We start from the raw sequence: 21,109 nt of genomic DNA, 5'->3' as shown, positions 1-21,109 counted from the left end.
GATCAGCGGGATCGGCCCCTTTGCGCCTCGATACCGAGATCACTTAATTTCTTCCGCAGTGTATTGCGATTTATGCCCAGGAGTTCGGCAGCTTTAAGCTGGTTCCCCCGCACTGCCGCCAGTGTCGCTACCAGCAAGGGGCGCTCGACCTGTGCGACGATACGGGCGTGCAGGCCGGGAGGCGGCAATTGGCCAGCAAATTGCACGAAATACCGAGCAAGATGCAGTTCGATGGCCTGCTCGAGCGTCGTGGACACGTCACCTGACATTTCGCCGTGTCCGCCAAGCTGGGCCTCGATCAAGCTTGCCGGGATAATGGGATCGCGCGCAATCGCCGCGAGCCGACGCATCAGGTTTTCAAGTTCACGCACATTCCCCGGCCAGTTGTGCGCCGCAAGCCGCGCTGTCCCGGCGCTGTCGATGCGCTTGCGAGGAAGTCCTTCGGCAGCCGCTCGCTCGAGGAAATAATGGGCCAACAGTCCGATATCGTCGTCCCTCTGGCGCAGCGCCGGCAGGTTGATCGGGACGACATTAAGGCGATAGAACAAGTCTTCGCGAAACTGGCCCGCGGCGATCAGTTCGGGTAGGTGCTTATGGGTCGCAGCAATGATCCGCACATCGACCTTAATCGTGCGGTTTCCCCCGACGGTCGTAAATTCACCCGACTGCAGAACACGCAGCAGACGGGTCTGTGCCTCCATCGGCATGTCGCCGATCTCGTCGAGAAATAATGTCCCGCCCGACGCCTGCTCGAACCGTCCCGCACTGCGTGCCAAGGCACCGGTGAACGCACCGCGCTCATGACCGAAAAGTTCGGCCTCGATCAGTTCACGCGGAATCGCGGCCATGTTGACCGCAACGAACGGGAGTTTTTTTCGTCCGCCCATGTCGTGGAGCGCGCGCGCTACCAGCTCCTTGCCCGTCCCGGACTCACCCAGCACCAGCACAGTCAAGTCGGTCGAGACGACCCGCGCGATCATGCGGTACACATCCTGCATGGCGGCGGACCGACCAATCAACGGCAAGTCGGGGTCTTCGGCGGGCGCGCTGGGCTCGTCATTGCCCTGCGATCGCGCCAGTCCGTCACGCACTGCGCGCGTCAGTTCGTCGAGGTCGAACGGTTTGGGAAGATATTCAAAAGCCCCCTGTTCGGTCGCGCGGACGGCGGTTGTCAGCGTATTTTGCGCCGACAGCACGATGACCGGCAGATCCGGGCGCTGGGCCAGGATGGTTGGCACCAGGTCGAGGCCATTGCCGTCCGGCAAGACGACATCGGTGATCAGGACGTCGGGCACAAAGCTTTCGAGGAGCGCGACCTGCTCGGCGATCGATCCTGCGGTTCGCACGTCATGCCCGTCACGCTTCAACGCTTCTGTGACGACCATTCGGATCGCGGCGTCGTCATCGACAAGCAGGATCTTGGCACGCTTCATGGTGTTTTTCTCATCAGGCTCTAGGTAGTAACATACGGAAGACAGATCGTTCAGGGACTCCCTCGCGGGCAAACTGGATGATGCCTCCGTTGTCGCGCACCAGCTTGTCGACCAGCGCCAGCCCCAGCCCGCGCCCGGAAGATTTGGACGACACAAATGGTTCGAACAGATGATCGACGATTTCAGGTGGAGGGCCGGGCCCGTCATCGATCACGCACAGCTCGATCGGCACCGAAAGGCGACGGCCGCCTTCGCTTGGGACCGCGACACCGTGGCGATAGCCGGTGGTCAGCCAGATCGTGCCATTCTTACCCATCGGGACGGCTTCGCTGGCGTTCTTCAATAAATTGAGGATGACCTGGACGATCGAATCGCGATGAACCAGAACCGGGGGAAGCGACGGGTCGAATGCATCCTTCACGTCGATATTCAGTCCGAACCCGCTCATCGCAACCGCGCGCGCGTGATCGAGGATCGCGTAGATATTTTCGGACGTGCGCTCGAGCGGACGATTGTCCGTGAACTGCTCCATCCGGTCGATCAACCCGGCGACGCGATCGACTTCGTCGCGGATCAGCTTGGTCATCCGCCGCGTTTCGGGTGATGCTTCGGCATCGATCAACTGAGCGGCACCGCGGATGCCCGACAGCGGATTCTTAATCTCGTGGGCCAGCATTGCCGCGACGCCGATGGCGGTGCGGGTGCCGCGCCGACGGTCGCCGATCGCCTGCGCCGCTGCCGCGCCATGGAGCGAAACGAGTCGCCAGCCATTGTGGTCGGCAAGCGGAGTGGAATGGAAGTCAATGCGGGTGCGCCCGCCCCGCGGTCGATCCGCGATACAATCGAACGAGGCGAACACTGCCTCCTCGCGCAGTCCGGCGAGGCAGGATTCGGGCAGACGCAGGACCAGGCCGAAGGGCTTGTGCATCAGGTATCCGGCACTGGCGTTCAGGAATATTTCGGCGGCGGCGTTGACGGCGGCGATCCGCCCTTCGCCGTCGAGCACGACCAGCGCGATGGGCATGGCGGCGATCAGGGCGTCGGCACCGGGCCCCGAAGGGACCGCGGTTAGGCCGCTGCGCGCGATAACCACGGGTCGTAAAATTCGGCCAGCATGGCAAGGACGGTATGTTGGTTGACCACCTGGTTTACACGGTTTCGGAACTCGGCAGAGCCGGTCAGCCCCTTGGTATACCAACCGATATGCTTGCGTGCCATCGCCACACCGATATAGTCACCATAATGATCGAGCATTGCCTTGTAATGCCCTGTAATCAAGTGATATTGTTCCTCTACCGTAGGATCGGCAAGGCGCTGGCCTGTGGTCAGGAAAGCCATTACCTGCGCCAGCAACCAGGGGCGGCCATAGGCTCCGCGACCAACCATCACGCCGTCGGCCCCCGACGCATCAAGGGCGGCGACGGCATCTTCGACCGAGCAAATGTCGCCGTTCGCGATCACGGGGACCGACACGGCGTCCTTGACCTGGCGAATAAAGGACCAGTCAGCCGACCCTTTATACATCTGGCAGCGGGTCCGCCCGTGGACGGTAATCATCTGGACGCCCAGATCCTCTGCAATGCGCGCCAGTTCGGGGGCATTGAGGCTGTCATGGTCCCATCCCATGCGCATTTTCAGCGTCACGGGCACGTCGACGGCCTTCACCGTCGCGTCGATAATGGCGGCGGCAAGCGGCAGTTGGCGCATCAGGGCGGAGCCCGCGTCACCATTGACGACCTTCTTGACCGGGCAGCCCATGTTAATGTCGATGATCGCCGCTCCCCGGTCGGCATTCAGCTTGGCCGCTTCGGCCATCTCGCGCGGCGAGCAGCCGGCCAGCTGCATCGACACGGGCTCCTCGACCGGCGCCCAGGCCGCCTTTTGCAGCGACTGGCGCGTTTCACGGATCATCGCGGCGCTGGCGATCATCTCGGTCACGTTCAGCCCCGAGCCAAAGCGACGCACGACGGTCCGGAACGGCATGTCGGTGACCCCGGTCATCGGCGCCAGGATCACCGGCGTCTCGATCCGCACGGGGCCGATATTGATGGGATTGATGCGCGTCATGACGAAATCGGATTGCCTGGAAAAGAGGCAGTCGACTAGCCCCAATGGCGCTAGCGGGCAAGCCCAATGGTGGCTAGAGCAAGGGCATGGACCGGACCGCAGCCCTGATCGTCGCCGCCGGACGTGGCGTTCGCGCGGGCGGCGACACCCCCAAACAATTTGCGATGCTGGGCGGCGTGCCGGTCATCGCGCGCGCCGTCGATGCCTTGGCCGGATTGCCTGTGTTCGTGGTCATCGCCGAAGGACAGCAGGCACTGCTGGCGCAGGCGCTGAACGGGCGCACAGTGGCCGGAGTCGTCATCGGTGGGGCGGAGCGTCAGGATTCGGTCCGCGCGGGGCTGGCGGCGGTGTTGGGTCATGCCGAGCGCGTCCTGATCCACGATGCGGCGCGTCCGCTGTTGCCGTGGGCGGTGATCGAGCGGCTGACAGCGGCACTCGACAGCGCCGATGGCGCGGTGCCGGTGTTGCCCGTTGCGGACAGCGTGGCGCGGCTCTCACTTGGCCACGACACGAACAGTCTGGAGTTGGGCGACGCGGTCGACCGCACCGACCTCTACCGGGTGCAGACCCCCCAGGCGTTCCGGCTCGACGCCATCATGATGTCACATTTGCGCTGGTCCGGCCCGCCTGCGACCGACGACGCGCAGGTCGCGCAGGCGGCGGGTTTTCGCGTCGCAATGGTGGCAGGCGACCCCGCACTCAACAAGATCACTCATGCCGAGGATTTCGCGCGGGCCGAGGCATTACTGGCACGCACTATGGTCAGCCGCAGCGCGATGGGCTTCGACGTCCATCGGTTGGAAACGGGTGAGGCGCTCTGGCTGGGCGGGATATTGATCCCGCACACGCATGGCCTGTCGGGTCATTCGGATGCCGACGTCGCGCTTCACGCGCTGACCGACGCGCTGCTCGGGACCATCGGCGACGGCGATATCGGCAGCCATTTCCCGCCCAGCGATCCGCAATGGCGCGGTGCGTCGTCCGACCGTTTCGTCACGCACGCCCGCGATCTGATCGTGGCGCGCGGCGGCCGGATCGACCATATCGACCTGACGATCATCTGCGAAGCGCCACGAATTGGCCCCCATCGCGAGGCTATGCGTTCCAGATTGGGAGAATTGCTGCGATTGCGACCCTCGCAGATCAGTATAAAGGCGACGACGACCGAAAGACTCGGCTTTGCCGGACGCGGCGAAGGGATAGCGGCGCAGGCGATTGCGACGGTAACAGCTGGAATTGAGTTATGAAGACAGGTTCGCGCATTTCCGGTCTGGCAACGGGATGACCGACGCCGGTTCGCTCCCCGCCGCGCCGACATCCGCGCGCATCGACACGCTGCTGCCGGCCGAACTGGTTGCGGTGGCCAGGACCGTGCTCGACGCCAATCGCGCGATCGGGCGCACCGTCGCCGTCGCCGAAAGTTGCACCGGTGGCCTGGTCGCCGCCGCGCTGACCGAACATCCGGGCGCGTCAGACGTGTTTATCGCCAGCATCGTATCCTATTCAAACGCTGCCAAGATCGCCCATTTGGGCGTCGGCAGCGACATCGTCGAGACGTTCGGCGCGGTGTCGATCGCGACGGCATGGGCGATGGCGCAGGGTATGTTGAACCGAAGCGACGCCGATATCGCAGTGGCGATCACGGGGATAGCGGGCCCTGATGGCGGCGATGCGAAAAAGCCGGTCGGCACGGTGGTGTTTGCCGTCGCCAGGCGCGGCGGCGATCCCGAGAACGTTCACGCCGACAAAAGGTTTTTTGTGGACAACGGACGCGGTGGCGTTCGCCTTCAGGCGGCGCTCTGCGCGCTCGAACTGATGATGCCCGTCGACCCGTAAAGAGCCGTTGCGCGCGTTTCGAACGCGCTGATCATCTTGCGCAGCGCGGCGTCGAACATCTGACCGGCAATCGCTTCGAACACCCTATTCTTGAAGGCGAATTCGACCGAGAAGTCGATCGTGCAGCCCCCCGGCGCGGGCGCGAAATGCCAGTCGTTGCGCAGGAACTTCAATGGCCCGTCGATATAATCGACCTTGATGCAGACCGCCCGGTCCTTGGTCACGCGACTGGTAAAGCGTTCGCGCAAGGCCCGGAAGCCGACGATCAGGTCGGCCACCATTTCGGTCGGCGTGTCGGAGCGAACCCGCACCGCGCTGACCCACGGCAGGAACTCGGCATATTTACCGACATCGGCGACCAGGTCGAACATCTGTTCGGGCGTGTGCGGCAGAAACTTCTTTTCGCGATGGGCAGGCATCAGGGGCGGACCGCCCTGCCCTCGCGCGCCAGTTTTTCCGCGCGCGCGGCCCGCAGCTTGGCGAAATCATCGCCCGCGTGATAGCTGGACCGCGTCAAGGGGCTGGACGCGACCAGCAAAAACCCCTTGGCGCGGGCGATCCCCGCATAGGCGTTGAAGCTGGCCGGGGTCACGAAATCGATGACTTTGGCATGGCGTGGGGTCGGTTGCAGATATTGGCCGAGCGTCAGAAAATCTACATCGGCAGAGCGCATGTCGTCCATCACCTGATGCACTTCGAGCCGATCCTCGCCCAGGCCCATCATCATCCCCGACTTGGTAAAGATCGACGGATCGTGCCGCTTCACACTCTCCAGCAGCCGCAGCGACGCATAATAGCGCGCACCAGGGCGGATGGTCGGGTACAGCCGCGGCACCGTTTCCAGATTGTGATTATAAACGTCAGGGCGGGCCTGAATGATCGATTCCACAGCGGCTTGCGCCTTGTTCCTGAAATCGGGCGTGAGGATTTCAATGGTCGTATTCGGGGTCGTGCGACGCAGCGCCTCGATCACCTTCACGAACTGCGATGCGCCTCCATCGGGCAGGTCGTCGCGATCGACCGAGGTAATGACGATATGCTGGAGACCGAGTTCGGCGGCGGCATCGGCGGTATGCTGGGGCTCCAGCGCATCGATAGCGCGCGGCATGCCGGTCTTCACGTTGCAAAACGCACAGGCGCGCGTGCAAGTGTCGCCGAGGATCATCACGGTGGCGTGCTTCTTGGTCCAGCATTCACCGATGTTCGGACAGGCCGCCTCCTCGCAGACCGTGGCAAGGTTGAGGCGACGCATCAGGTCGCGGGTTTCGGCAAAGGCGACGCCCATGGGTGCCTTGACGCGGATCCAGTCGGGCTTGCGCGCGCGAGGTGTGGCGGGCGTTGGCCCGGGAATCGGAAACGACGCGACGGCGGAATCTGCTTCACTCATGCAATTCAGATAGCGATTGCGGCGCAGGGTTGCCACCCCCGGTGATGACGGTCTAGGCGAGAATCATGACAGACGCGCTCATCGATGGATATGGTCGCTTTCGCAGCGAACAATGGCAGTATGAAAAAGAGCGTTGGGAGGCGCTGGCGACGGGGCAGAAACCTCGCACCATGGTCATCGCGTGTTCAGACAGCCGCGTCGATCCGACGACGATTTTTGACGCATCGCCCGGCGAGATGTTCGTGGTCCGCAACATCGCCAATCTGGTGCCCCCCTTTGAAACAGGCGGCGGGCGGCACGGCGTATCGGCTGCTCTCGAATTCGCGGTAACCCAGATCGAGGTCGCCGAAGTAATGGTCATGGGCCACGGCGCCTGCGGCGGCATCGCGGCGGCGATGACGCGCGTTTTCGAAAACGCGGCCGCGGGCGAAGGCGGATTTATCGCGCACTGGATCGACCTGTTGGACGACGCCCGCGACCGGATCATTGCCGAACATGGCCATGGTCCCGAGGCGGTCAGGGCTCTGGAACTCGAAGGCGTGAAGGTCAGCATCGCCAATCTGCGAACGTTCGACTGTATCCGCGAGCGCGAGGCGGCGGGCACACTGACGCTGCGCGGGAGTTATTTCGCGATCGCGGATGGGGTTTTGTGGCTGCTGGACGAGGCGACGGGCGTGTTTTCGCCGGCTTGATAGTCCGTCATTAGATTTCGACCTGACTGCCCAGTTCGACCACCCGGTTAGTCGGCAGCCGGAAAAACTCCATCGCGCTTTCCGCGTTTCGCAGCATCCAGGCAAACAGCTTTTCGCGCCAGATCGCCATTCCCGGACGCGCCGAAGGCAGCAGCGTCTGGCGCGCCAGAAAGAAGCTGGTGTCCATCATTTTGAACGCCGGTCCACAGCCGGTCAGGCGAGCCAGTGCCGCCGGAACATCGGGCTCCTGCATAAATCCGTATTTGACGACCAATCGGTGAAAGCCCTCACCCAGATCCTCAAGCCGGCAACGAATGTCCTCCTCGACATAGGGGACGTCCATGATCTTGACCGTCAGCAGGATGACACGCTCGTGCAGCACCTTGTTGTGCTTCAGATTATGGAGCAGCGCGTGGGGGACGCCGTCGGGGGTCGAGGTCATGAACACCGCCGTGCCCGCAACGCGCGTGGCCGAATTGGCGGCGGATGACACGAACACCTTGATCGGCATCGCAGCCTCTTTCATGCGCGCGAGCATCAGCTGGCGACCCTTGGCCCAGGTCGTCAGCAGCGTGAACGCGATCAATGCAATCAGCAACGGGAACCAACCGCCGTCGGGAACCTTGGTCAGGTTCGACGCGAAATACAGCGAATCGATGATCAGGAACAGTGAGATCACGGGGACAGCGACCCATTTCGGCCAGTTCCAGACGCGGAAGACAAGGACGCCCAGCATGCAGGTGGTGATGAACATCGTGCCCGTTACCGCGATGCCATAAGCGGCGGCGAGGTTCGAGGATTCGCGGAACATCAGGACCAACAAACCGACCATGACCATCAGCGCCCAGTTGACGGTGGGGACGTAGATCTGGCCAAGGGCGGAGGCACTGGTGTGCTCGATCTTCAGGCGCGGCATCAGGCCCAACTGGACCGCCTGCTGCACGACTGAGAAAGCGCCGGTGATAACCGCCTGGCTGGCGATGACGGTCGCGGCGGTGGCGAGGATGACCAGCGGCAGGCGCCAATCCTCATGCGCCATCAGGAAAAACGGGTTCTCGGCGGCTGACGGTGTGTGGAGCAGCAGCGCCGCCTGTCCGGCGTAGTTCAGGAGGAGTGCCGGAAAGACCAGCCAGACCCATGCGGCCTGGATCGGGCGGCGACCGAAATGGCCCATGTCGGCGTAGAGCGCTTCGGCCCCGGTGAGCGCGAGGACCACCGAACCGAGCGCAAGAAACGCCAGCTTTGGATCATGTTCGATGAAGCGCCACGCCCAGGCCGGGTTGATCGCGGCAAGGATATCGGGCCGCTCGACAATGCTGAGAATGCCGAGCCCCGCCAGCACGATGAAATACAGCGTCATGATCGGGCCGAAAAACCGGCCGATCGTGTCGGTGCCGTGCGACTGTATTATAAACAGCGCAATCAGGATGCCGACTGAGATCGGTAGGACGAAGGGAGCGAACCCCGATTGGACCACGACCAGCCCTTCGACCGCCGACAGCACCGATATGGCGGGCGTGATCATGCAGTCGCCAAAGAACAAGGCGGTGGCGAGGACACCGAGCATCACCAGGCTGGCACCCCAGCGCCCGCCGCCGGTGCGCCGCTGGATCATGGCGAGCAGGGCCAGGCTCCCGCCCTCCCCCTTGTTGTCGGCACGCAGGATGATGAAAATATACTTGATCGTGACCACCAGCAGCAACGACCAGAAGATCAGGCTGAGCACGCCGAAGATATGCAGGGGGTCGACCGCGAGCTTGTGGTGACCGACAAAGACTTCCTTCATCGCATACAGCGGGCTGGTCCCGATATCGCCATAGCAGACCCCCACCGCGCCCAGCGCAAGTTTGGGGATGCTACCCGAAATATGATGACCCTCGCCGTGTTCTGTATCCTCGGCAGGTGGGTTGGCAATCGCTGACGTCGACATGCGGGTGTGAACCCAGCCTTTCGCAAAATGCCGTCCCAAGCAACGACATATAGATCGGGCGCGCCGCTAGCACTTCGCAAGGGGCCGCGCAATTGCAAGACATGGGGGACCGGGGTCGCTATATCAACGCAATATTATTACGCAGGAGAGAGCAATGCGCGTCGGTGTCCCAAAGGAAATCAAGAACCACGAATATCGCGTCGGGCTGACCCCGGCATCGGTCGCCGAACTGACCGCCGCTGGCCATGTCGTGAACGTGCAGACCCAGGCGGGCCTCGGCATCGATTTTTCCGACGAGGATTATGTGGCGGCGGGGGCGGTGATCCTGCCCGATGCGCAAAGCGTGTTTGCCCAGAGCGACATGATCGTGAAGGTCAAGGAACCGCAACCGGGCGAGATCGCGATGCTCGAATCGCGGCATTTGCTGTTCACCTACCTTCATCTCGCCGCCGACAAGCCGCAGGCCCAGGGGCTGATGAAGTCGGGCGCGACGTGCATTGCCTATGAAACGGTGACGTCGCGGTCGGGTGCCCTGCCGCTGTTGAAGCCCATGTCGGAGGTGGCGGGGCGGATGTCGGTGCAGGTCGGTGCGCATTACCTGGAAAAGGAACAGGGCGGGCGCGGCGTGCTGCTGGGCGGAGTCCCGGGCGTCGCCCCGGCGCGGGTGGCGATCCTGGGCGGGGGCGTGTCGGGCGTGAATGCCGCGCAAATGGCGGTGGGAATGCGCGCCGACGTCACGATCTATGACATCAACAACGACCGGCTGGCCGAACTCGACATGTTCTTTTCGAGCCAGATCAAGACCGCCTATGCCTCAAAGGCAGCGATCGCGGCGGCGGTCGCCAAGGCGCATCTGGTGATCGGTGCGGTGCTCGTGCCGGGAGCGGCCGCACCCAAGCTGGTCACGCGCGAAATGCTGAAGACCATGAAGCGCGGGTCTGTACTGGTCGACATCGCCATCGACCAAGGCGGCTGTTTCGAGACGAGTCACCCAACGACGCACGACGATCCGGTGTTCGTCGAGGAAGGCGTGATTCATTATTGCGTCGCGAACATGCCCGGCGCGGTGGCGCGGACTTCGGCGTTCGCGCTGAACAATGCGACCCTGCCGTTCGTCCTGCGCCTGGCCAAGCTGGGTGCCGAAGCGGCGATGGCGGCGGACCCGCATCTGGCGGCGGGGCTGAACATAGCGGGCGGGCAAATCCGGCACCGAGCAGTGGCCGACGCGCTGGATCTGCCGTTTGTCGCATAGGGGAACGGACCGCGAACACCCGCGTTGTCGTCGGACATTTCAGGAAAGGTGACCGACATGGCCGACGACAAGATAAACGAAATCGAGAACCCGAAGACGCATCCCACTTCCAATGCCGAAAAGGACCCGAGCGACTGGACCACCGGCGACGAGCCAATGACGGGCGCGCAGGCGTCCTATCTGAAAACGCTGAGCGAGGAAGCGCATGAACCGTTCGACGATGACCTGACCAAGGCCGACGCCTCTCGCCAGATCGACGCGTTGCAGACAAAAACCGGACGCGGCGCCTAAGGTTTCGTGGGCGCGGTTGGTTTCAGGACGGCGGTCGGCATACCACCGATCGCCGTCAGTCGTGCCTCCAGATCGGCGCGCCACGGTGCATCCTTCGGGGTTCGGGCGAGCAGGCCACGCCAGACATCGCCGGCCTCTTCGGTCTTGCCCTGCTGGGCCAGCGCCAGCCCATAGAAGAACGGCGGCCCGGGATGTTGGGGCGACAGGTTCGCCGCATGCTGAAAGGCGAAGGTCGCGGCGGGCGACATCAGACCGTCGCCATGGGCAACCAGCGCGTTGCCGAGCCCGACCCACAGGTCCGGGCTGTTGCGATGATCACGGATCCCGCTGCGCATTGCCAGAACCGCCTCTTGCGTGGCGCCCGCCCGGTTCAGCGCATCGCCCATGTCGAGCCACGCCCCCTCATCCCCCGCGCCTGTCCGCATCCGGCGCTGCGCGATCATCGCGGCGGCATCGACCTTGCCCGCAGCCTCACGCGAGGTAACGGGATTGCCGGGCTGGGCCGGGCTGCCTTGCCACGCATAGCCCGCGATCCCGATCAGCAATGCCGCGCCCACCAGTTCGAGACCGGTGCGCGGCAGATGCCCGAAACGGCGCAGCGCCCCGAACGCCACTGCGGCCAGGACAATGATGAAAACCCAGCCCATCAGCGGCGCCTTTTCCGAAAACGCCCGCGCGCGAGCCACAGGCCGATCGCGATCAGCAGGAACGGCGCGATCCACAGTGGGGCGGTCGCCGCGTCTAGGACGGGCTTGTAGCTGACCCAGTCGCCATAGCGTTCGATCAGCCAGCGCCGGATGGCCTCCGGCTTTTCACCCGCCTTGATCCGGCGCCGGATCATGGCGCGCATGTCGGCAGCGAGGTCGGCATCGCTGTCGGCGATCGACTGGCCCTGGCAGACGAGGCAGCGCACCGATTCCATCAGCGCATGGGCGTCGGCCTCCTGCCGTGGATCGGCCAGTTGCGTGTCGGCGTAATGCGCCTTGGGCATCGACGAGTTGGCGTGGGCCGGGCTGCCGATTAGCAGGAATACTGCCGCTATCCACAGGCCGTCACGCTGAACTCGTTTCAGGGTCCGTCGTGCCGCCTGCCAGAGCCTCGCGGGTTGATAGATGGACCCTGAAACAAGTTCAGGGTGACGGCAGCTGGAGTTGAAATTTGCCAACGAGTTCATTTGGCGTCGCTCAGCGCCGCCAGGATCACGGGCACGTCGGTCGGCGTGATGTCGCCGATGTGTTGGTGGCGAATCTTGCCCGCGCCGTCGATCACGAACGTCTCCGGCACCCCCGACGATCCGATCGAAAGCTGGATCGTCGAGTCCACATCGGACCCGATTGCGCGATAAGGATTGCCGTTGGTGGCGAGGAATCGGTCGACGTCTGTCGGGCGATCGCGGATCGCGATTCCCTCGATGATGACCCCCTGCGCGGCCAATTGCGTCAGGACCGGCGCTTCGGCGATGCAGGGCACGCACCAGCTGGCAAAGACGTTCAGCAAACGCGGCTGGCCGGTGAAGTCGCGCGACGAGAGCGCGGGACGGTCCCTTGCCGCGGCCGGCAGTTCGAACGTCGGCAGCGCCTTTCCGATCATCTTCGACGGGTGATTGCGGTCGTCGGGTGCATATAGGCCGCTTGCAACAGTGATGAAGAATATGACGAAGATCGCGAGCGGAGCCCAGAGCCAGAATCGCTTCATACCCCATAAGCCCGACGGTCGTTCTGGCCCCATTCGCGCCGCATCCGGCCGATCAACGACAGAAAACCACCGAACGCGATCATCGCGCCACCCAGCCAGATCAGGGTCACCATCGGTTTCCACCACAGCCGCAATTGCCAGCGCCCAGTGCCGTCGCCCTTACCGAACACGAGGTAAAGCTGGCCGTCGAGGCGGGTGGCAATGGCGGCTTCGCTGGTTTCGGTCGGCGGGGACGAGAACATCCGCGCCTGGGGCTTCATGGTAAATGGTGCGTTGTCGCCGCGTTGTGCCTGAAGTGTAGCCTCCAGCGCTGTCCAGTTGGGTCCGGCAATCGGCTCGATCCCCAGGAACTTGATACTGTAAGGACCGACCTTCGCCGTGTCGCCGATCCGCGCCGCGACCAGAGTTTCCTTGATAAAGGCGCGTTCGGTCGACATGCCGGCCAGCGCAACTGCGATGCCGAGGTGCGACATCACCATGCCATAAGTGAACAGCGGCGTCCGGCGCAGGTTGCGCTTCCACAAGGGGGCCAGGCTGGCGGCACCGACACCGATCGCCAGGACGATACCGAGGAACGGCAAAACACCGATGGGCGGTGCCAAAGCCGCCATGGCGAGCAAGGCCAGCGCGCCCAGCAGCACGGGCAGCGCAACCCGCGAGACGACCGCTTTCAGAGTATCCCGCCGCCAGCGCGTGAGCGGGCCGAGCGCCATGACGACCACCAGCACCAGCGCTATCGGCCCTGCGGTCGCGTTGAAATAGGGCGGACCGACCGACAGTTTCGTGCCCGAAATGGCTTCTGCGGCCAGCGGATACAAAGTGCCGATGACGACGACACCCAAAATTGCGGAGAGCAACAGATTATTGGCGACCAGCGCTCCCTCGCGACTGACCAGGTCGAACTGATTGCCTTCCTTCACCGTACCGATGCGCAATGCGAACAATGCCAGTGCCCCGCCGATATAAAGCGACAGCAGCGCAAGGATGAAACTGCCGCGTGTCGGATCGACGGCGAAACTGTGGACGCTGGTCAAGATGCCCGACCGCACCAGGAAGGTGCCGACCATGCTCATCGAAAAGGCAACGACCGCGAGCATGACGGTCCACGCGCGCAGCCCGTCGCGCGTGGCCAGCACAGTGACCGAATGAAGCAGCGCGGTGGCGGCAAGCCACGGCATCAGCGAGGCGTTCTCGACCGGATCCCAGAACCACCAGCCGCCCCAGCCAAGCTCGTAATAGGCCCAGTAGCTGCCCGCCGTGATCCCCAGCGTCAGAAAAATCCATGCGCCCAGCACCCAGGGCCGCATCGCCCGGGCAAATGCCGCATCGACCTTGCGCGTGATCAGCGCGCCGACCGCGAAACTGAACGCGATCGACATGCCGACATAGCCCAGATACAAAGTCGGCGGATGAAAGGCGAGGCCCGGATCCTGCAACAGCGGGTTCAGGCCGAGCCCCTCGACCGGGGCCGGATTAAGGCGCGCAAACGGGTTCGACGCAAATAGGAGGAACGCATAGAAACCGAAGGCGATCAGCGCCTGTGCGGCGAGCGTGGCGACCAGAGTTGCCTCGTCGAGCCGCCGTTCAAAGATCGCGACCGCAGCGCCCGCGATGCCGAGTACCGCGACCCACAGCAGCATCGACCCTTCGTGATTGCCCCAGGTCCCGGCAAATTTATACAGCCATGGCTTCATCGAATGGCTATTTTCGACGACCAGCTTTACCGACATGTCCGACCGCAGGAAGCACAGGATCAGCAGCCCGAACGCCAGCGCCACGAACAGGCCCTGAACGACTGCCACCGAACGCACCCCGGCGCGCAGGTCGGCGCGTTCGTCCTTCAGCCCCATCGTGCCCAGCACGAATTGCAACAGGGCAAGCGCTGCGGCGATCCACAGTGCGGCAAGACCGGCTTCGGCAATCATTCCTTCAGCGTCTTCGTCACGTGTTCGGCACCGGCGGCCTTCGGCGGCATGTAATTTTCATCGTGCTTGGCGAGCAGATTGGTCGCGACAAAGGTCTTGCCGACAAAGCTGCCCTCGGCGACGACGCCCGAGCCTTCCTTGAACAGCGCGGGCACGATGCCACGAAAGCGGACAGGGACGCTGCCGGTTTCGTCGCGCACGGTAAAGTCGATGGTGACGCCATCGGACGCGTGGGTGATGCCGCCCATCGGGATCATGCCGCCAAGCCGGATGGCACCCGGTGGCACGCCCTTTCGCGCAATGTCGCCGGGCGCATAGAAATAGCTCGCCTGGTCCTTCAGCGCCGACATGGCCAGCAGGCTCGATCCGGTCAGTGCCACGACGGCGACGATGGCGAGGACCAGGCGCTGGTGCTTGGCCTTCATCGGTCGCCCTTCCGTTCGGCGCGGCGCATCGTGACATAGGTCCAAAGTGTGGTCGCAGCAGTGCCGCCGAGGGCGACCAGATAGGCCACCGTCACGAACGCCCATTGGCTCATGAGCGGGGTTGTTTCATGCGCGCGCCATCCGGGCCATGCGTGCTTCGGTCTTAGCTTCGGCCAATATGGTCCGCATCCGCATCAGCACGATGGCCGCGAACAGCAATGTGAAGCCGAGCGTGGTCAGTCCCAGCGGCCACAGCAGTTCGGACGCAATCTTCGACCCCGACAGCGTGATCGACGCACCCTGATGAAGCGAATTCCACCACACGACCGAATATTTGATGACCGGAATGTTGACCGCGCCGACGATGCCGAAAATCGCGGCGGCCTGGCTGACGGTGGTGCGCTCCTCGCTTGCATCGGCAAGCGCGATATAGCCGAAATAAAGGAACAGCAGGACCAGCATCGATGTCATTCGTCCGTCCCATTCCCACCATGTTCCCCATGTCGGGCGACCCCAGATCGACCCCGTGGCCAGGCAGATCGCGGTGAATACCGCGCCGGGGAGGGCAGTGGCACGGGCGGCGACCCCGGCAAGCGGATGCCGCCATACGAGTTGCGCGATGCTGGCGAGCGCAAGGCTCGACCAACCGGCAATGCCGAGCCATGCGGCGGGCACGTGGATATAAAGGATGCGGACGGTTTCACCCTGCAGGGCGTCGGGCGGGGTGATGAACAGCCCGCCATAGGACCCCAGCGCAACCAGCAGAATACCGACGATACCGCATACGCCCGTCAACGGTCGCGCAAGCTTAAGGAACCGCGTGGGATTGGCAAGGGCGTGCATCGAGGCTTCGTCTAGCGAACCGACCGAATTCTGCAAATTGTTCTTCGACGGAAGCCCGGCACGGGGCACGCATCCCCGCTTAGCGGTTCCGACCGATCAGGGCTTGCGCCATGCGGTCCGCGACGCGTGCCGCAGTGTCCCCGGTGCGCGCGCTTTCGGCCCAGATCGTCTGTAGCCGGGTGGGGATTTGCGCCACGCGTGCTTCGACCTCGGTCCGGTCGCCCTGCCCTAGATATTCCAGCGCGACATTGATGATGCCGCCCGCGTTGATCACATAGTCGGGTGCGAACAATATCCCCCGCGCGTGGAGCCGATCGCCGTCATCGGGGGTCGCAAGCTGGTTGTTCGCGCCACCTGCCACGACCTGCACCCGCAGCGCGGCAATGCTTTGCGCCGTGAGGATCGCACCCAATGCACAGGGGCTAAGGATATCGGCCGGCGTGGTCAGGATGTCGGCGGCGGCGACTGCTGTGCCGCCCAGTTCGTCGGCCAGCGCCTTGGCACGACCGGGGGACACGTCGGCGATGGTCAGGCGCGCGCCGTCCTTTGCCAGCAAGCGGGCCAGCCCCCCGCCCACGCTGCCGACGCCCTGAACCGCCACATGGACCCCCGCCATGTCGTCGCTGCCCAAGGCATGGCGCGCCGCTGCCTTCACGCCAAGATAAACTCCGTGCGCCGTGTATGGGCCGGGGTCGCCGCCCGCTGCATTGCCGCCGACGGGCAGGCCGGAAACATAACGGGTCTCGCGCGCAATCGCGACCATATCGGCGTCGTTCATCCCGACGTCCTCTGCCGTCACATATTGGCCACCGAGCGATTCGATCGCGCGACCGAACGCAGCGATCATGGCAGGGGTCTTGGCGACCTGCTCGTCGGCCAAGATGACCGCCTTGCCACCGCCCATCGGCAGCCCGGCCATCGCGTTCTTGTAGCTCATGCCGCGCGACAGGCGCAGCGCATCGGTGACGGCATCGGCGCGATCGGGATAATGCCACAGCCGCGTGCCGCCCGCCGCCGGCCCAAGTGCGGTCGAATGGATGGCGATGATCGCGGTCAGGCCACTGTCGCGGTCGCGGAACAGGTGGACGCCTTCATGATCGTCGAAATCAGCCAAATCCCAAACGGCGACCATGGTGTAACTTTCTGATATTGTTTAAGAATGGGGCGATCGACGGGGATTGAACCCGCAACCTCCGGTACCACAAACCGGCGCTCTAACCAATTGAGCTACGATCGCCATAAGGCGCGTTGACGCGGTCGCCGCAGTACGCGCGAGGGTGGCGGAACGTCAAGTCACACCTTGCCCGACAGGCGCAAGACATAGCCACCCGCGATCGCGCGAAACCCGGCGGCGGCGAGTTTTTCGGCCATCGCGGGGTCAGCGACCCGCACTGTCAGCACCGCGCGCCAACCACCATCGCCAGCCACATGGAGCGACAGGCGCTGCGTCCCCGACTGGCTGGCCAGGGGTAGCAGCAGTTCGCCGCCATCGCAGCGCGCAGCGCCGCTGAGGCCCGACGACAAGTCGAGGCCGCCAACATCGCCGGTGAAGGTGGCGCGGACCCGGCCCTCTGCGCTGTCGCACCGCAGACCCACGAAGCGGACAGTGACCTCGTCGAGATCGATCAGATCGAGCGGCAGCGGCGCAAACGCCTGGGCCAGTGACAGCTTTGCCGTGACCTTGCCGATGCCCAGACTGCCCGAACTGGCGATCAGGCGACCGGTGCCCGACACGCCGGTCACGCCCAATTCGATGCGACCGGCCAGCAGGGGCAAAGGGCGGAGCGCCACGTCAACATCGCCGAGCGGAACTGGCCCAAGCCGCGCATCGGCGAGCGATCCAGACCACATCGTCCCCGTCGCCGCCCGCGCGGACAGGCCCAACTGGCCCAGCCCTGTCAGCGCAACCCCCGCCCCGAGCGGACAGAGCAGCACAAGCATGACCAGCAGCGTTGCCGCGAACACGCCAAGGGCACGGGCGCGGCTCACCGGCGGCGCAACCGCAACGTCGCTTCGCAACTGACGGTTCCGTCGCTGTTCGGGCGGAGCGCAATCCTTTCGGCAAATACCCCACGCCTGGCCAACCCATCGAGCCACGCGAACAGCGCGATGCTGCGGGCCGATGAAATCGCGATTACAACGCGGTCCTCCCCCTGCGGATCGAGGCGTGTGGGGGTGAAGCCGGCCTCGGTCGCGGTGCTGCCGACCGCGACTACGAGAGACGCCTCGAGCGGGGCGGGCACCGCGCGCGCAGAACGGCGCAGGGCATCGGCGCGCGCAGAAACCTGCCCGGCGATGACCGTGGCGGCATCCAGCCGCGCCTGCGCCGCCAGCCGCGCGTTCTTCAGTGGGGTGACGATCCCGAACCACAGGATCACGGCGGCGAGCAGCGCAAACATGACCGCCAGCAATCGTTGCTCGCGCGCATTGCGCCGTGCCCATTCGTCGCGGAGCCGGTCGATCACCGCGCGCGCACTACAAAATCACGTGCCGGGCGACCCATGCCTGCGACGGTCGGCGTCGGCGTGACGACCAGCCCTGCCGCCACCATCCGCGCCTCGAACGCCGCCAGGTCGGCCATCCCCGTTGCATGAGCATTCACCCGAAGCCCGCCTTCGCTATCGAAGTTCATGGTGCCCAGCTCGACGTCGGCCGTCTTGCTGGCGGCCGACACGACCGCGCCCGCAAGTGGCAAAAAGCCGCCCCCTGCCCCGCCAACCGCGGCCAGCCGCTCGTCGAGTTGTACCAGCGGATCGACGACAACGGTGCCCGGCGGCAGTGCGGCCAGCGCGATCGCGACATTCTGCAGTTCGATGCGGCGGGCGGCGGCGTTCAGGTGCAGCAGGTCGACAACGGGGATTACGAACAGCGTTGCGAGGCACGCCGCCGCCAGCCAGCCGATCCGCCGCAGCCGCGCGGCATCGACCGCCCAGCGACGGCGGCGCCCAAAGCCACCCTGTCGCAGATCGACTTCGGGCGCAGCGACGGCAGCGATCAACGCCTGATCGGCCTGCCCTTGGTCGAGTGTCACCATCTGTCCGCCCGTCAGCAATGGCGTCAGCACCGGATCATCGGCAAAAGCGCCATCGCGACCCCGGATCAGACGTTCACCGCCAATGTCCGCCGTCACAAAGCCGACCTCTGGGCGAGGCAGGACCAGTGGTGCGGCGATGACCGCATCGGGATCGAGGTCGAGGGCGACGAACGCGGCAAGATAGTCCTGCATCAGCAGCGTATCGATTACCACGACCGTGCGCTGGCCGTCGATGTCGGCACTGACCGCCACGTGGAGGGTCGCAATCGGCGACACGCTGTTTTCCGCGACCGCGATCCGCGCCGCGCCGCGCGCCTGGGCATCGGTCAGTTCGGGCAGCGCAAGCTGGTGAACGACGACGTCGGTCGCGGGAATGACGACGACCAGACCCGCGCCCTCTCCGACATTGGGAAATCCGTCCCCACGGTCGACGATCAGGCCATCGTCGATCAGCGCCCATCGTGGGGGATGACCGACAAATACAACGCATGTGGACGCCGTCATGTTGCCGCCCCATAGCTGCGACTGACCAGCTTGGCGGGCTGGAGCGCAGCATCGATCAGCGCGTTTTCCTCAAGCTCGGCACCTTCCAGTTCGATAAGCAGGTGCAGCCCGAACCACCGCGTCTTTAGCCGCACCTGTTGCTTTGCGAACTCCGGCGTCCCCATCAATCCCGGTCTATCCCAAAAGGACGAAAGCGTGTCATATCCCTTGGCCGGGCGCGCATCGATCAGCGCCCGCGCCCGCGCAAGGTCCAGACCGGGCACCAGCATCGCCAGCAACGGAGCCTGGTCGGGCAACAGCGTGTTGATATTGACTGGAGACAGGTCGGCCACCGGATGCGTGCAGAGAAAGGGTCTGACGCGGGTGTAGAGCGCGGGGGTGACCCCGGCAACCGCGCGCAGCTCGCTCGGGTCGGCCATCAATGTGTTGCCCGTTCGATAGGGCAGATCGGCATTGGCATAGGCGTCGTCCTCCGCCCCGCCCGGCAGCGGTGCCGTATCGCTGTCGATCCAGTCGGCGGCGGCGATTGCGACCCGCCGCGCATCAGCGCCCGGCACGTCGAGCAATTGCATCAGGCGGGCGAATTGCAATACGGCCTCGGGTCGGACGACATAGCCGGTGTTGATCGGCGTCCCGACCAGTGAATTGATGTTGAAGCAGTTGCCGCCGTCGGTAATCCGGGCCGCGGCGATTCCCTTGTCGATGGGAACGCTGACGTCCCTATTAGCCCAGTTACCCTCGAGCGTGGTCCGGGCAGCATCGCGTTGCAACAAGTCGCCGATCCTGAACAGGGCGACCGCCTCTGCGGACAGGGCGTAAGCGCGCGCCTGGTCGATCGCGATACCATTGCCCGCCAGATGCGTGGCAAGTTTCAGCTTCTGGAGGCTCGCCGCCGCCAGGACCGCGATGATCGCCACCAACAGCAGGACCGATAGCAGCGCGGCACCCTCCTCTCTCGGCGGGGGAAGCCTGATCATGGATAGGGTGTGCCGACAAGAAAAGCCGTCAGCAGCGCCGCACGGTTTCGGCGCTTTATCGTCAATTCGACGGCACGGGGCAGCAGGTCGAGACGCGTCGTGTCCCATTTCGTCCGCCAGTCGATCTTTTCGCGGTATCGCACCCCGACCGATTCCACATCCGTCGCCAGCACCATGATGTTGGCCGGGATGGTTCCGTCGACCATGGCATAGGCGCGGCGCTCCAGTCGGCCCTTGTCCACCACGATATCGACGCGCTGGATACCCGCCCGCGCGCCGCCGTCGGGATTGCTCCAGCCTGCCCGCACATAGCCCATCAACAGGCCGTCCTCCCGGCCATCGGAGCCTTCGAAGGCGCGCACCGCGTCGCCATCGGCGGTTCGAGCGATGCGGGGGAGCGCCTGGGCCAGGTCGCTGGTCAGCAATGCGGACAGGCGACGGTCCTGCGCAATTTCATCCAGCCGCGCTGTCGCCGACGCTTGCGCGCGGACGCTGAAAGTCAGCAACGATACCCCCGCGGCGGCGAGCAGACCGAAAATGAAGAGCGAGACCATCAGTTCGACTAGCGTGAAGCCGTTTTCGGCGGAGCGCCGAAGGGGCGTGAAGCCGTTTTCGGCGGAGCGCCGAAGGGGCGTGAAGCCGTTTTCGGCGGAGCGCCGAAGGGGCGTGAAGCCGTTTTCGGCGGAGTGGTCGAGACTCACTGGACGGGCCTTGCCAGTGAGAGCGCGCCGCTTGGGCGTCCAACATCGTCGACGACGGCAAAGTCGATGCGCGCCAAGCGGCTGTCGTCGGTGCGCGTCACGACGCGGGTCCAACCC

At 64.4% G+C, this 21,109-nt stretch carries 23 protein-coding genes and 1 tRNA gene; 5 read left to right on the top strand and 19 right to left on the bottom strand.

Features of this window, described 5'->3' with window-relative positions:
- Positions 1 to 2 precede the first annotated feature (2 nt).
- Genes ntrC through dusB form a run of 3 tightly spaced genes read right to left on the bottom strand, consistent with a single transcriptional unit; the run spans position 3 to position 3,500 of the window.
- Positions 3 to 1,433 (bottom strand): nitrogen regulation protein NR(I), encoded by a 1,431-nt coding sequence (ntrC, locus tag Q0R02_RS00365; protein ID WP_293879823.1) that lies wholly within the window; start codon positions 1,431 to 1,433, stop codon positions 3 to 5.
- Positions 1,434 to 1,446: 13 nt separating this feature from the next.
- The gene (locus Q0R02_RS00360; RefSeq protein ID WP_293879821.1) at positions 1,447 to 2,526 is read right to left on the bottom strand and encodes an ATP-binding protein; all 1,080 of its coding nucleotides are present in this window, start codon (positions 2,524 to 2,526) and stop codon (positions 1,447 to 1,449) included.
- Complete coding sequence (dusB, locus tag Q0R02_RS00355) at positions 2,502 to 3,500, bottom strand: tRNA dihydrouridine synthase DusB (protein ID WP_293879819.1); 999 nt, start codon at positions 3,498 to 3,500, stop codon at positions 2,502 to 2,504. Before dusB ends, Q0R02_RS00360 begins: the two co-directional genes overlap by 25 nt.
- An 86-nt stretch (positions 3,501 to 3,586) precedes the next feature.
- On the opposite strand from dusB, the gene Q0R02_RS00350 reads away from it, so the two are divergent.
- Both Q0R02_RS00350 and Q0R02_RS00345 read left to right on the top strand, forming a co-directional pair.
- A complete protein-coding gene (locus tag Q0R02_RS00350; protein WP_293879817.1) occupies positions 3,587 to 4,747 on the top strand; it encodes a bifunctional 2-C-methyl-D-erythritol 4-phosphate cytidylyltransferase/2-C-methyl-D-erythritol 2,4-cyclodiphosphate synthase in 1,161 nt (386 codons plus the stop codon).
- 34 nt (positions 4,748 to 4,781) lie between these two features.
- Positions 4,782 to 5,336: a CinA family protein gene (locus Q0R02_RS00345; RefSeq protein ID WP_293879815.1), complete on the top strand. Its 555-nt coding sequence runs from the start codon at positions 4,782 to 4,784 to the stop codon at positions 5,334 to 5,336.
- Here Q0R02_RS00345 and Q0R02_RS00340 read toward each other — a convergent pair.
- On the bottom strand, positions 5,288 to 5,755 hold the full coding sequence (locus tag Q0R02_RS00340) for a type II toxin-antitoxin system RatA family toxin (RefSeq protein ID WP_293879813.1): 468 nt from the start codon (positions 5,753 to 5,755) through the stop codon (positions 5,288 to 5,290). The genes Q0R02_RS00345 and Q0R02_RS00340 overlap by 49 nt on opposite strands.
- The gene (gene lipA, locus Q0R02_RS00335; RefSeq protein WP_293879811.1) at positions 5,755 to 6,723 is read right to left on the bottom strand and encodes a lipoyl synthase; all 969 of its coding nucleotides are present in this window, start codon (positions 6,721 to 6,723) and stop codon (positions 5,755 to 5,757) included. The genes Q0R02_RS00340 and lipA overlap by 1 nt, the downstream gene beginning before the upstream one ends.
- A 65-nt stretch (positions 6,724 to 6,788) precedes the next feature.
- Between lipA and Q0R02_RS00330 the strand changes: the two genes are divergently transcribed.
- Positions 6,789 to 7,415, top strand: coding sequence for a carbonic anhydrase (locus Q0R02_RS00330; protein WP_293879809.1), 627 nt, complete (start codon positions 6,789 to 6,791; stop codon positions 7,413 to 7,415).
- Positions 7,416 to 7,425: 10 nt separating this feature from the next.
- On the opposite strand, the gene Q0R02_RS00325 is transcribed toward Q0R02_RS00330, so the two are convergent.
- Positions 7,426 to 9,345 carry a potassium transporter Kup gene (locus Q0R02_RS00325; protein ID WP_293879807.1) on the bottom strand — a complete coding sequence of 640 codons (1,920 nt, stop codon included), beginning with the start codon at positions 9,343 to 9,345 and terminating at the stop codon, positions 7,426 to 7,428.
- A gap of 154 nt (positions 9,346 to 9,499) precedes the next feature.
- Between Q0R02_RS00325 and ald the strand changes: the two genes are divergently transcribed.
- Complete coding sequence (gene ald, locus Q0R02_RS00320; RefSeq protein WP_293879805.1) at positions 9,500 to 10,597, top strand: alanine dehydrogenase; 1,098 nt, start codon at positions 9,500 to 9,502, stop codon at positions 10,595 to 10,597.
- A 57-nt stretch (positions 10,598 to 10,654) separates the two neighbouring features.
- A complete protein-coding gene (locus tag Q0R02_RS00315; RefSeq protein ID WP_293879804.1) occupies positions 10,655 to 10,888 on the top strand; it encodes a DUF3072 domain-containing protein in 234 nt (77 codons plus the stop codon).
- Here the strand turns inward: Q0R02_RS00315 and Q0R02_RS00310 are convergent.
- From Q0R02_RS00310 to gspJ, 13 genes are all read right to left on the bottom strand, one after another.
- Entirely contained in the window at positions 10,885 to 11,535 is a 651-nt protein-coding gene (locus Q0R02_RS00310; protein WP_293879803.1) for a cytochrome C biogenesis protein, read from the bottom strand. The two genes, Q0R02_RS00315 and Q0R02_RS00310, sit on opposite strands and share 4 nt — an antisense overlap.
- Positions 11,535 to 12,062, bottom strand: a complete 528-nt coding sequence (locus tag Q0R02_RS00305; RefSeq protein ID WP_367271402.1) for a cytochrome c-type biogenesis protein CcmH — start codon at positions 12,060 to 12,062, stop codon at positions 11,535 to 11,537. Before Q0R02_RS00305 ends, Q0R02_RS00310 begins: the two co-directional genes overlap by 1 nt.
- Positions 12,059 to 12,583 (bottom strand): DsbE family thiol:disulfide interchange protein, encoded by a 525-nt coding sequence (locus tag Q0R02_RS00300; protein WP_293879801.1) that lies wholly within the window; start codon positions 12,581 to 12,583, stop codon positions 12,059 to 12,061. The genes Q0R02_RS00305 and Q0R02_RS00300 overlap by 4 nt, the downstream gene beginning before the upstream one ends.
- Positions 12,580 to 14,508 carry a heme lyase CcmF/NrfE family subunit gene (locus tag Q0R02_RS00295; RefSeq protein ID WP_293879799.1) on the bottom strand — a complete coding sequence of 643 codons (1,929 nt, stop codon included), beginning with the start codon at positions 14,506 to 14,508 and terminating at the stop codon, positions 12,580 to 12,582. The genes Q0R02_RS00300 and Q0R02_RS00295 overlap by 4 nt, the downstream gene beginning before the upstream one ends.
- Complete coding sequence (ccmE, locus tag Q0R02_RS00290; protein ID WP_293879797.1) at positions 14,505 to 14,933, bottom strand: cytochrome c maturation protein CcmE; 429 nt, start codon at positions 14,931 to 14,933, stop codon at positions 14,505 to 14,507. The genes Q0R02_RS00295 and ccmE overlap by 4 nt, the downstream gene beginning before the upstream one ends.
- Before the next feature lie 126 nt (positions 14,934 to 15,059).
- Positions 15,060 to 15,776, bottom strand: coding sequence for a heme ABC transporter permease CcmC (gene ccmC, locus Q0R02_RS00285; RefSeq protein WP_293879951.1), 717 nt, complete (start codon positions 15,774 to 15,776; stop codon positions 15,060 to 15,062).
- A gap of 79 nt (positions 15,777 to 15,855) precedes the next feature.
- Positions 15,856 to 16,908 (bottom strand): Glu/Leu/Phe/Val dehydrogenase dimerization domain-containing protein, encoded by a 1,053-nt coding sequence (locus tag Q0R02_RS00280; RefSeq protein ID WP_293879795.1) that lies wholly within the window; start codon positions 16,906 to 16,908, stop codon positions 15,856 to 15,858.
- A gap of 28 nt (positions 16,909 to 16,936) precedes the next feature.
- Positions 16,937 to 17,013: transfer RNA gene (locus Q0R02_RS00275), tRNA-His, on the bottom strand.
- A gap of 56 nt (positions 17,014 to 17,069) precedes the next feature.
- A complete protein-coding gene (gene gspN / locus Q0R02_RS00270) occupies positions 17,070 to 17,765 on the bottom strand; it encodes a type II secretion system protein N (protein WP_293879793.1) in 696 nt (231 codons plus the stop codon).
- Positions 17,762 to 18,241: a type II secretion system protein GspM gene (gene gspM, locus Q0R02_RS00265; RefSeq protein WP_293879791.1), complete on the bottom strand. Its 480-nt coding sequence runs from the start codon at positions 18,239 to 18,241 to the stop codon at positions 17,762 to 17,764. The genes gspN and gspM overlap by 4 nt, the downstream gene beginning before the upstream one ends.
- Positions 18,238 to 19,314, bottom strand: a complete 1,077-nt coding sequence (gspL, locus tag Q0R02_RS00260) for a type II secretion system protein GspL (RefSeq protein WP_293879789.1) — start codon at positions 19,312 to 19,314, stop codon at positions 18,238 to 18,240. Before gspL ends, gspM begins: the two co-directional genes overlap by 4 nt.
- Entirely contained in the window at positions 19,311 to 20,291 is a 981-nt protein-coding gene (gspK, locus tag Q0R02_RS00255) for a type II secretion system minor pseudopilin GspK (RefSeq protein WP_293879787.1), read from the bottom strand. Before gspK ends, gspL begins: the two co-directional genes overlap by 4 nt.
- A complete protein-coding gene (gene gspJ, locus Q0R02_RS00250) occupies positions 20,288 to 20,992 on the bottom strand; it encodes a type II secretion system minor pseudopilin GspJ (RefSeq protein ID WP_293879785.1) in 705 nt (234 codons plus the stop codon). The genes gspK and gspJ overlap by 4 nt, the downstream gene beginning before the upstream one ends.
- Between the last annotated feature and the right edge of the window lie 117 nt (positions 20,993 to 21,109).

The organism is Sphingomonas sp., from assembly GCF_025353885.1.
GTDB lineage: Bacteria > Pseudomonadota > Alphaproteobacteria > Sphingomonadales > Sphingomonadaceae > Sphingomonas_O.
This window is presented reverse-complemented; position numbering and strand designations above follow the sequence as displayed.

Coding starts and splice junctions, on each gene's coding strand:
- Q0R02_RS00350 (WP_293879817.1), top strand. CDS start 3,587: ATGGACCGGACCGCAGCCCTGATCGTCGCCGCCGGACGTGGCGTTCGC.
- ccmC (WP_293879951.1), bottom strand. CDS start 15,776: ATGCACGCCCTTGCCAATCCCACGCGGTTCCTTAAGCTTGCGCGACCG.
- Q0R02_RS00280 (WP_293879795.1), bottom strand. CDS start 16,908: ATGGTCGCCGTTTGGGATTTGGCTGATTTCGACGATCATGAAGGCGTC.
- lipA (WP_293879811.1), bottom strand. CDS start 6,723: ATGAGTGAAGCAGATTCCGCCGTCGCGTCGTTTCCGATTCCCGGGCCA.
- ntrC (WP_293879823.1), bottom strand. CDS start 1,433: ATGAAGCGTGCCAAGATCCTGCTTGTCGATGACGACGCCGCGATCCGA.
- Q0R02_RS00295 (WP_293879799.1), bottom strand. CDS start 14,508: ATGATTGCCGAAGCCGGTCTTGCCGCACTGTGGATCGCCGCAGCGCTT.
- Q0R02_RS00315 (WP_293879804.1), top strand. CDS start 10,655: ATGGCCGACGACAAGATAAACGAAATCGAGAACCCGAAGACGCATCCC.
- ccmE (WP_293879797.1), bottom strand. CDS start 14,933: ATGAAGGCCAAGCACCAGCGCCTGGTCCTCGCCATCGTCGCCGTCGTG.
- dusB (WP_293879819.1), bottom strand. CDS start 3,500: ATGACGCGCATCAATCCCATCAATATCGGCCCCGTGCGGATCGAGACG.
- ald (WP_293879805.1), top strand. CDS start 9,500: ATGCGCGTCGGTGTCCCAAAGGAAATCAAGAACCACGAATATCGCGTC.
- Q0R02_RS00340 (WP_293879813.1), bottom strand. CDS start 5,755: ATGCCTGCCCATCGCGAAAAGAAGTTTCTGCCGCACACGCCCGAACAG.
- Q0R02_RS00300 (WP_293879801.1), bottom strand. CDS start 12,583: ATGAAGCGATTCTGGCTCTGGGCTCCGCTCGCGATCTTCGTCATATTC.
- Q0R02_RS00325 (WP_293879807.1), bottom strand. CDS start 9,345: ATGTCGACGTCAGCGATTGCCAACCCACCTGCCGAGGATACAGAACAC.
- Q0R02_RS00345 (WP_293879815.1), top strand. CDS start 4,782: ATGACCGACGCCGGTTCGCTCCCCGCCGCGCCGACATCCGCGCGCATC.
- gspK (WP_293879787.1), bottom strand. CDS start 20,291: ATGATCAGGCTTCCCCCGCCGAGAGAGGAGGGTGCCGCGCTGCTATCG.
- Q0R02_RS00310 (WP_293879803.1), bottom strand. CDS start 11,535: ATGGGCTGGGTTTTCATCATTGTCCTGGCCGCAGTGGCGTTCGGGGCG.
- gspL (WP_293879789.1), bottom strand. CDS start 19,314: ATGACGGCGTCCACATGCGTTGTATTTGTCGGTCATCCCCCACGATGG.
- Q0R02_RS00330 (WP_293879809.1), top strand. CDS start 6,789: ATGACAGACGCGCTCATCGATGGATATGGTCGCTTTCGCAGCGAACAA.
- Q0R02_RS00305 (WP_367271402.1), bottom strand. CDS start 12,062: ATGAACTCGTTGGCAAATTTCAACTCCAGCTGCCGTCACCCTGAACTT.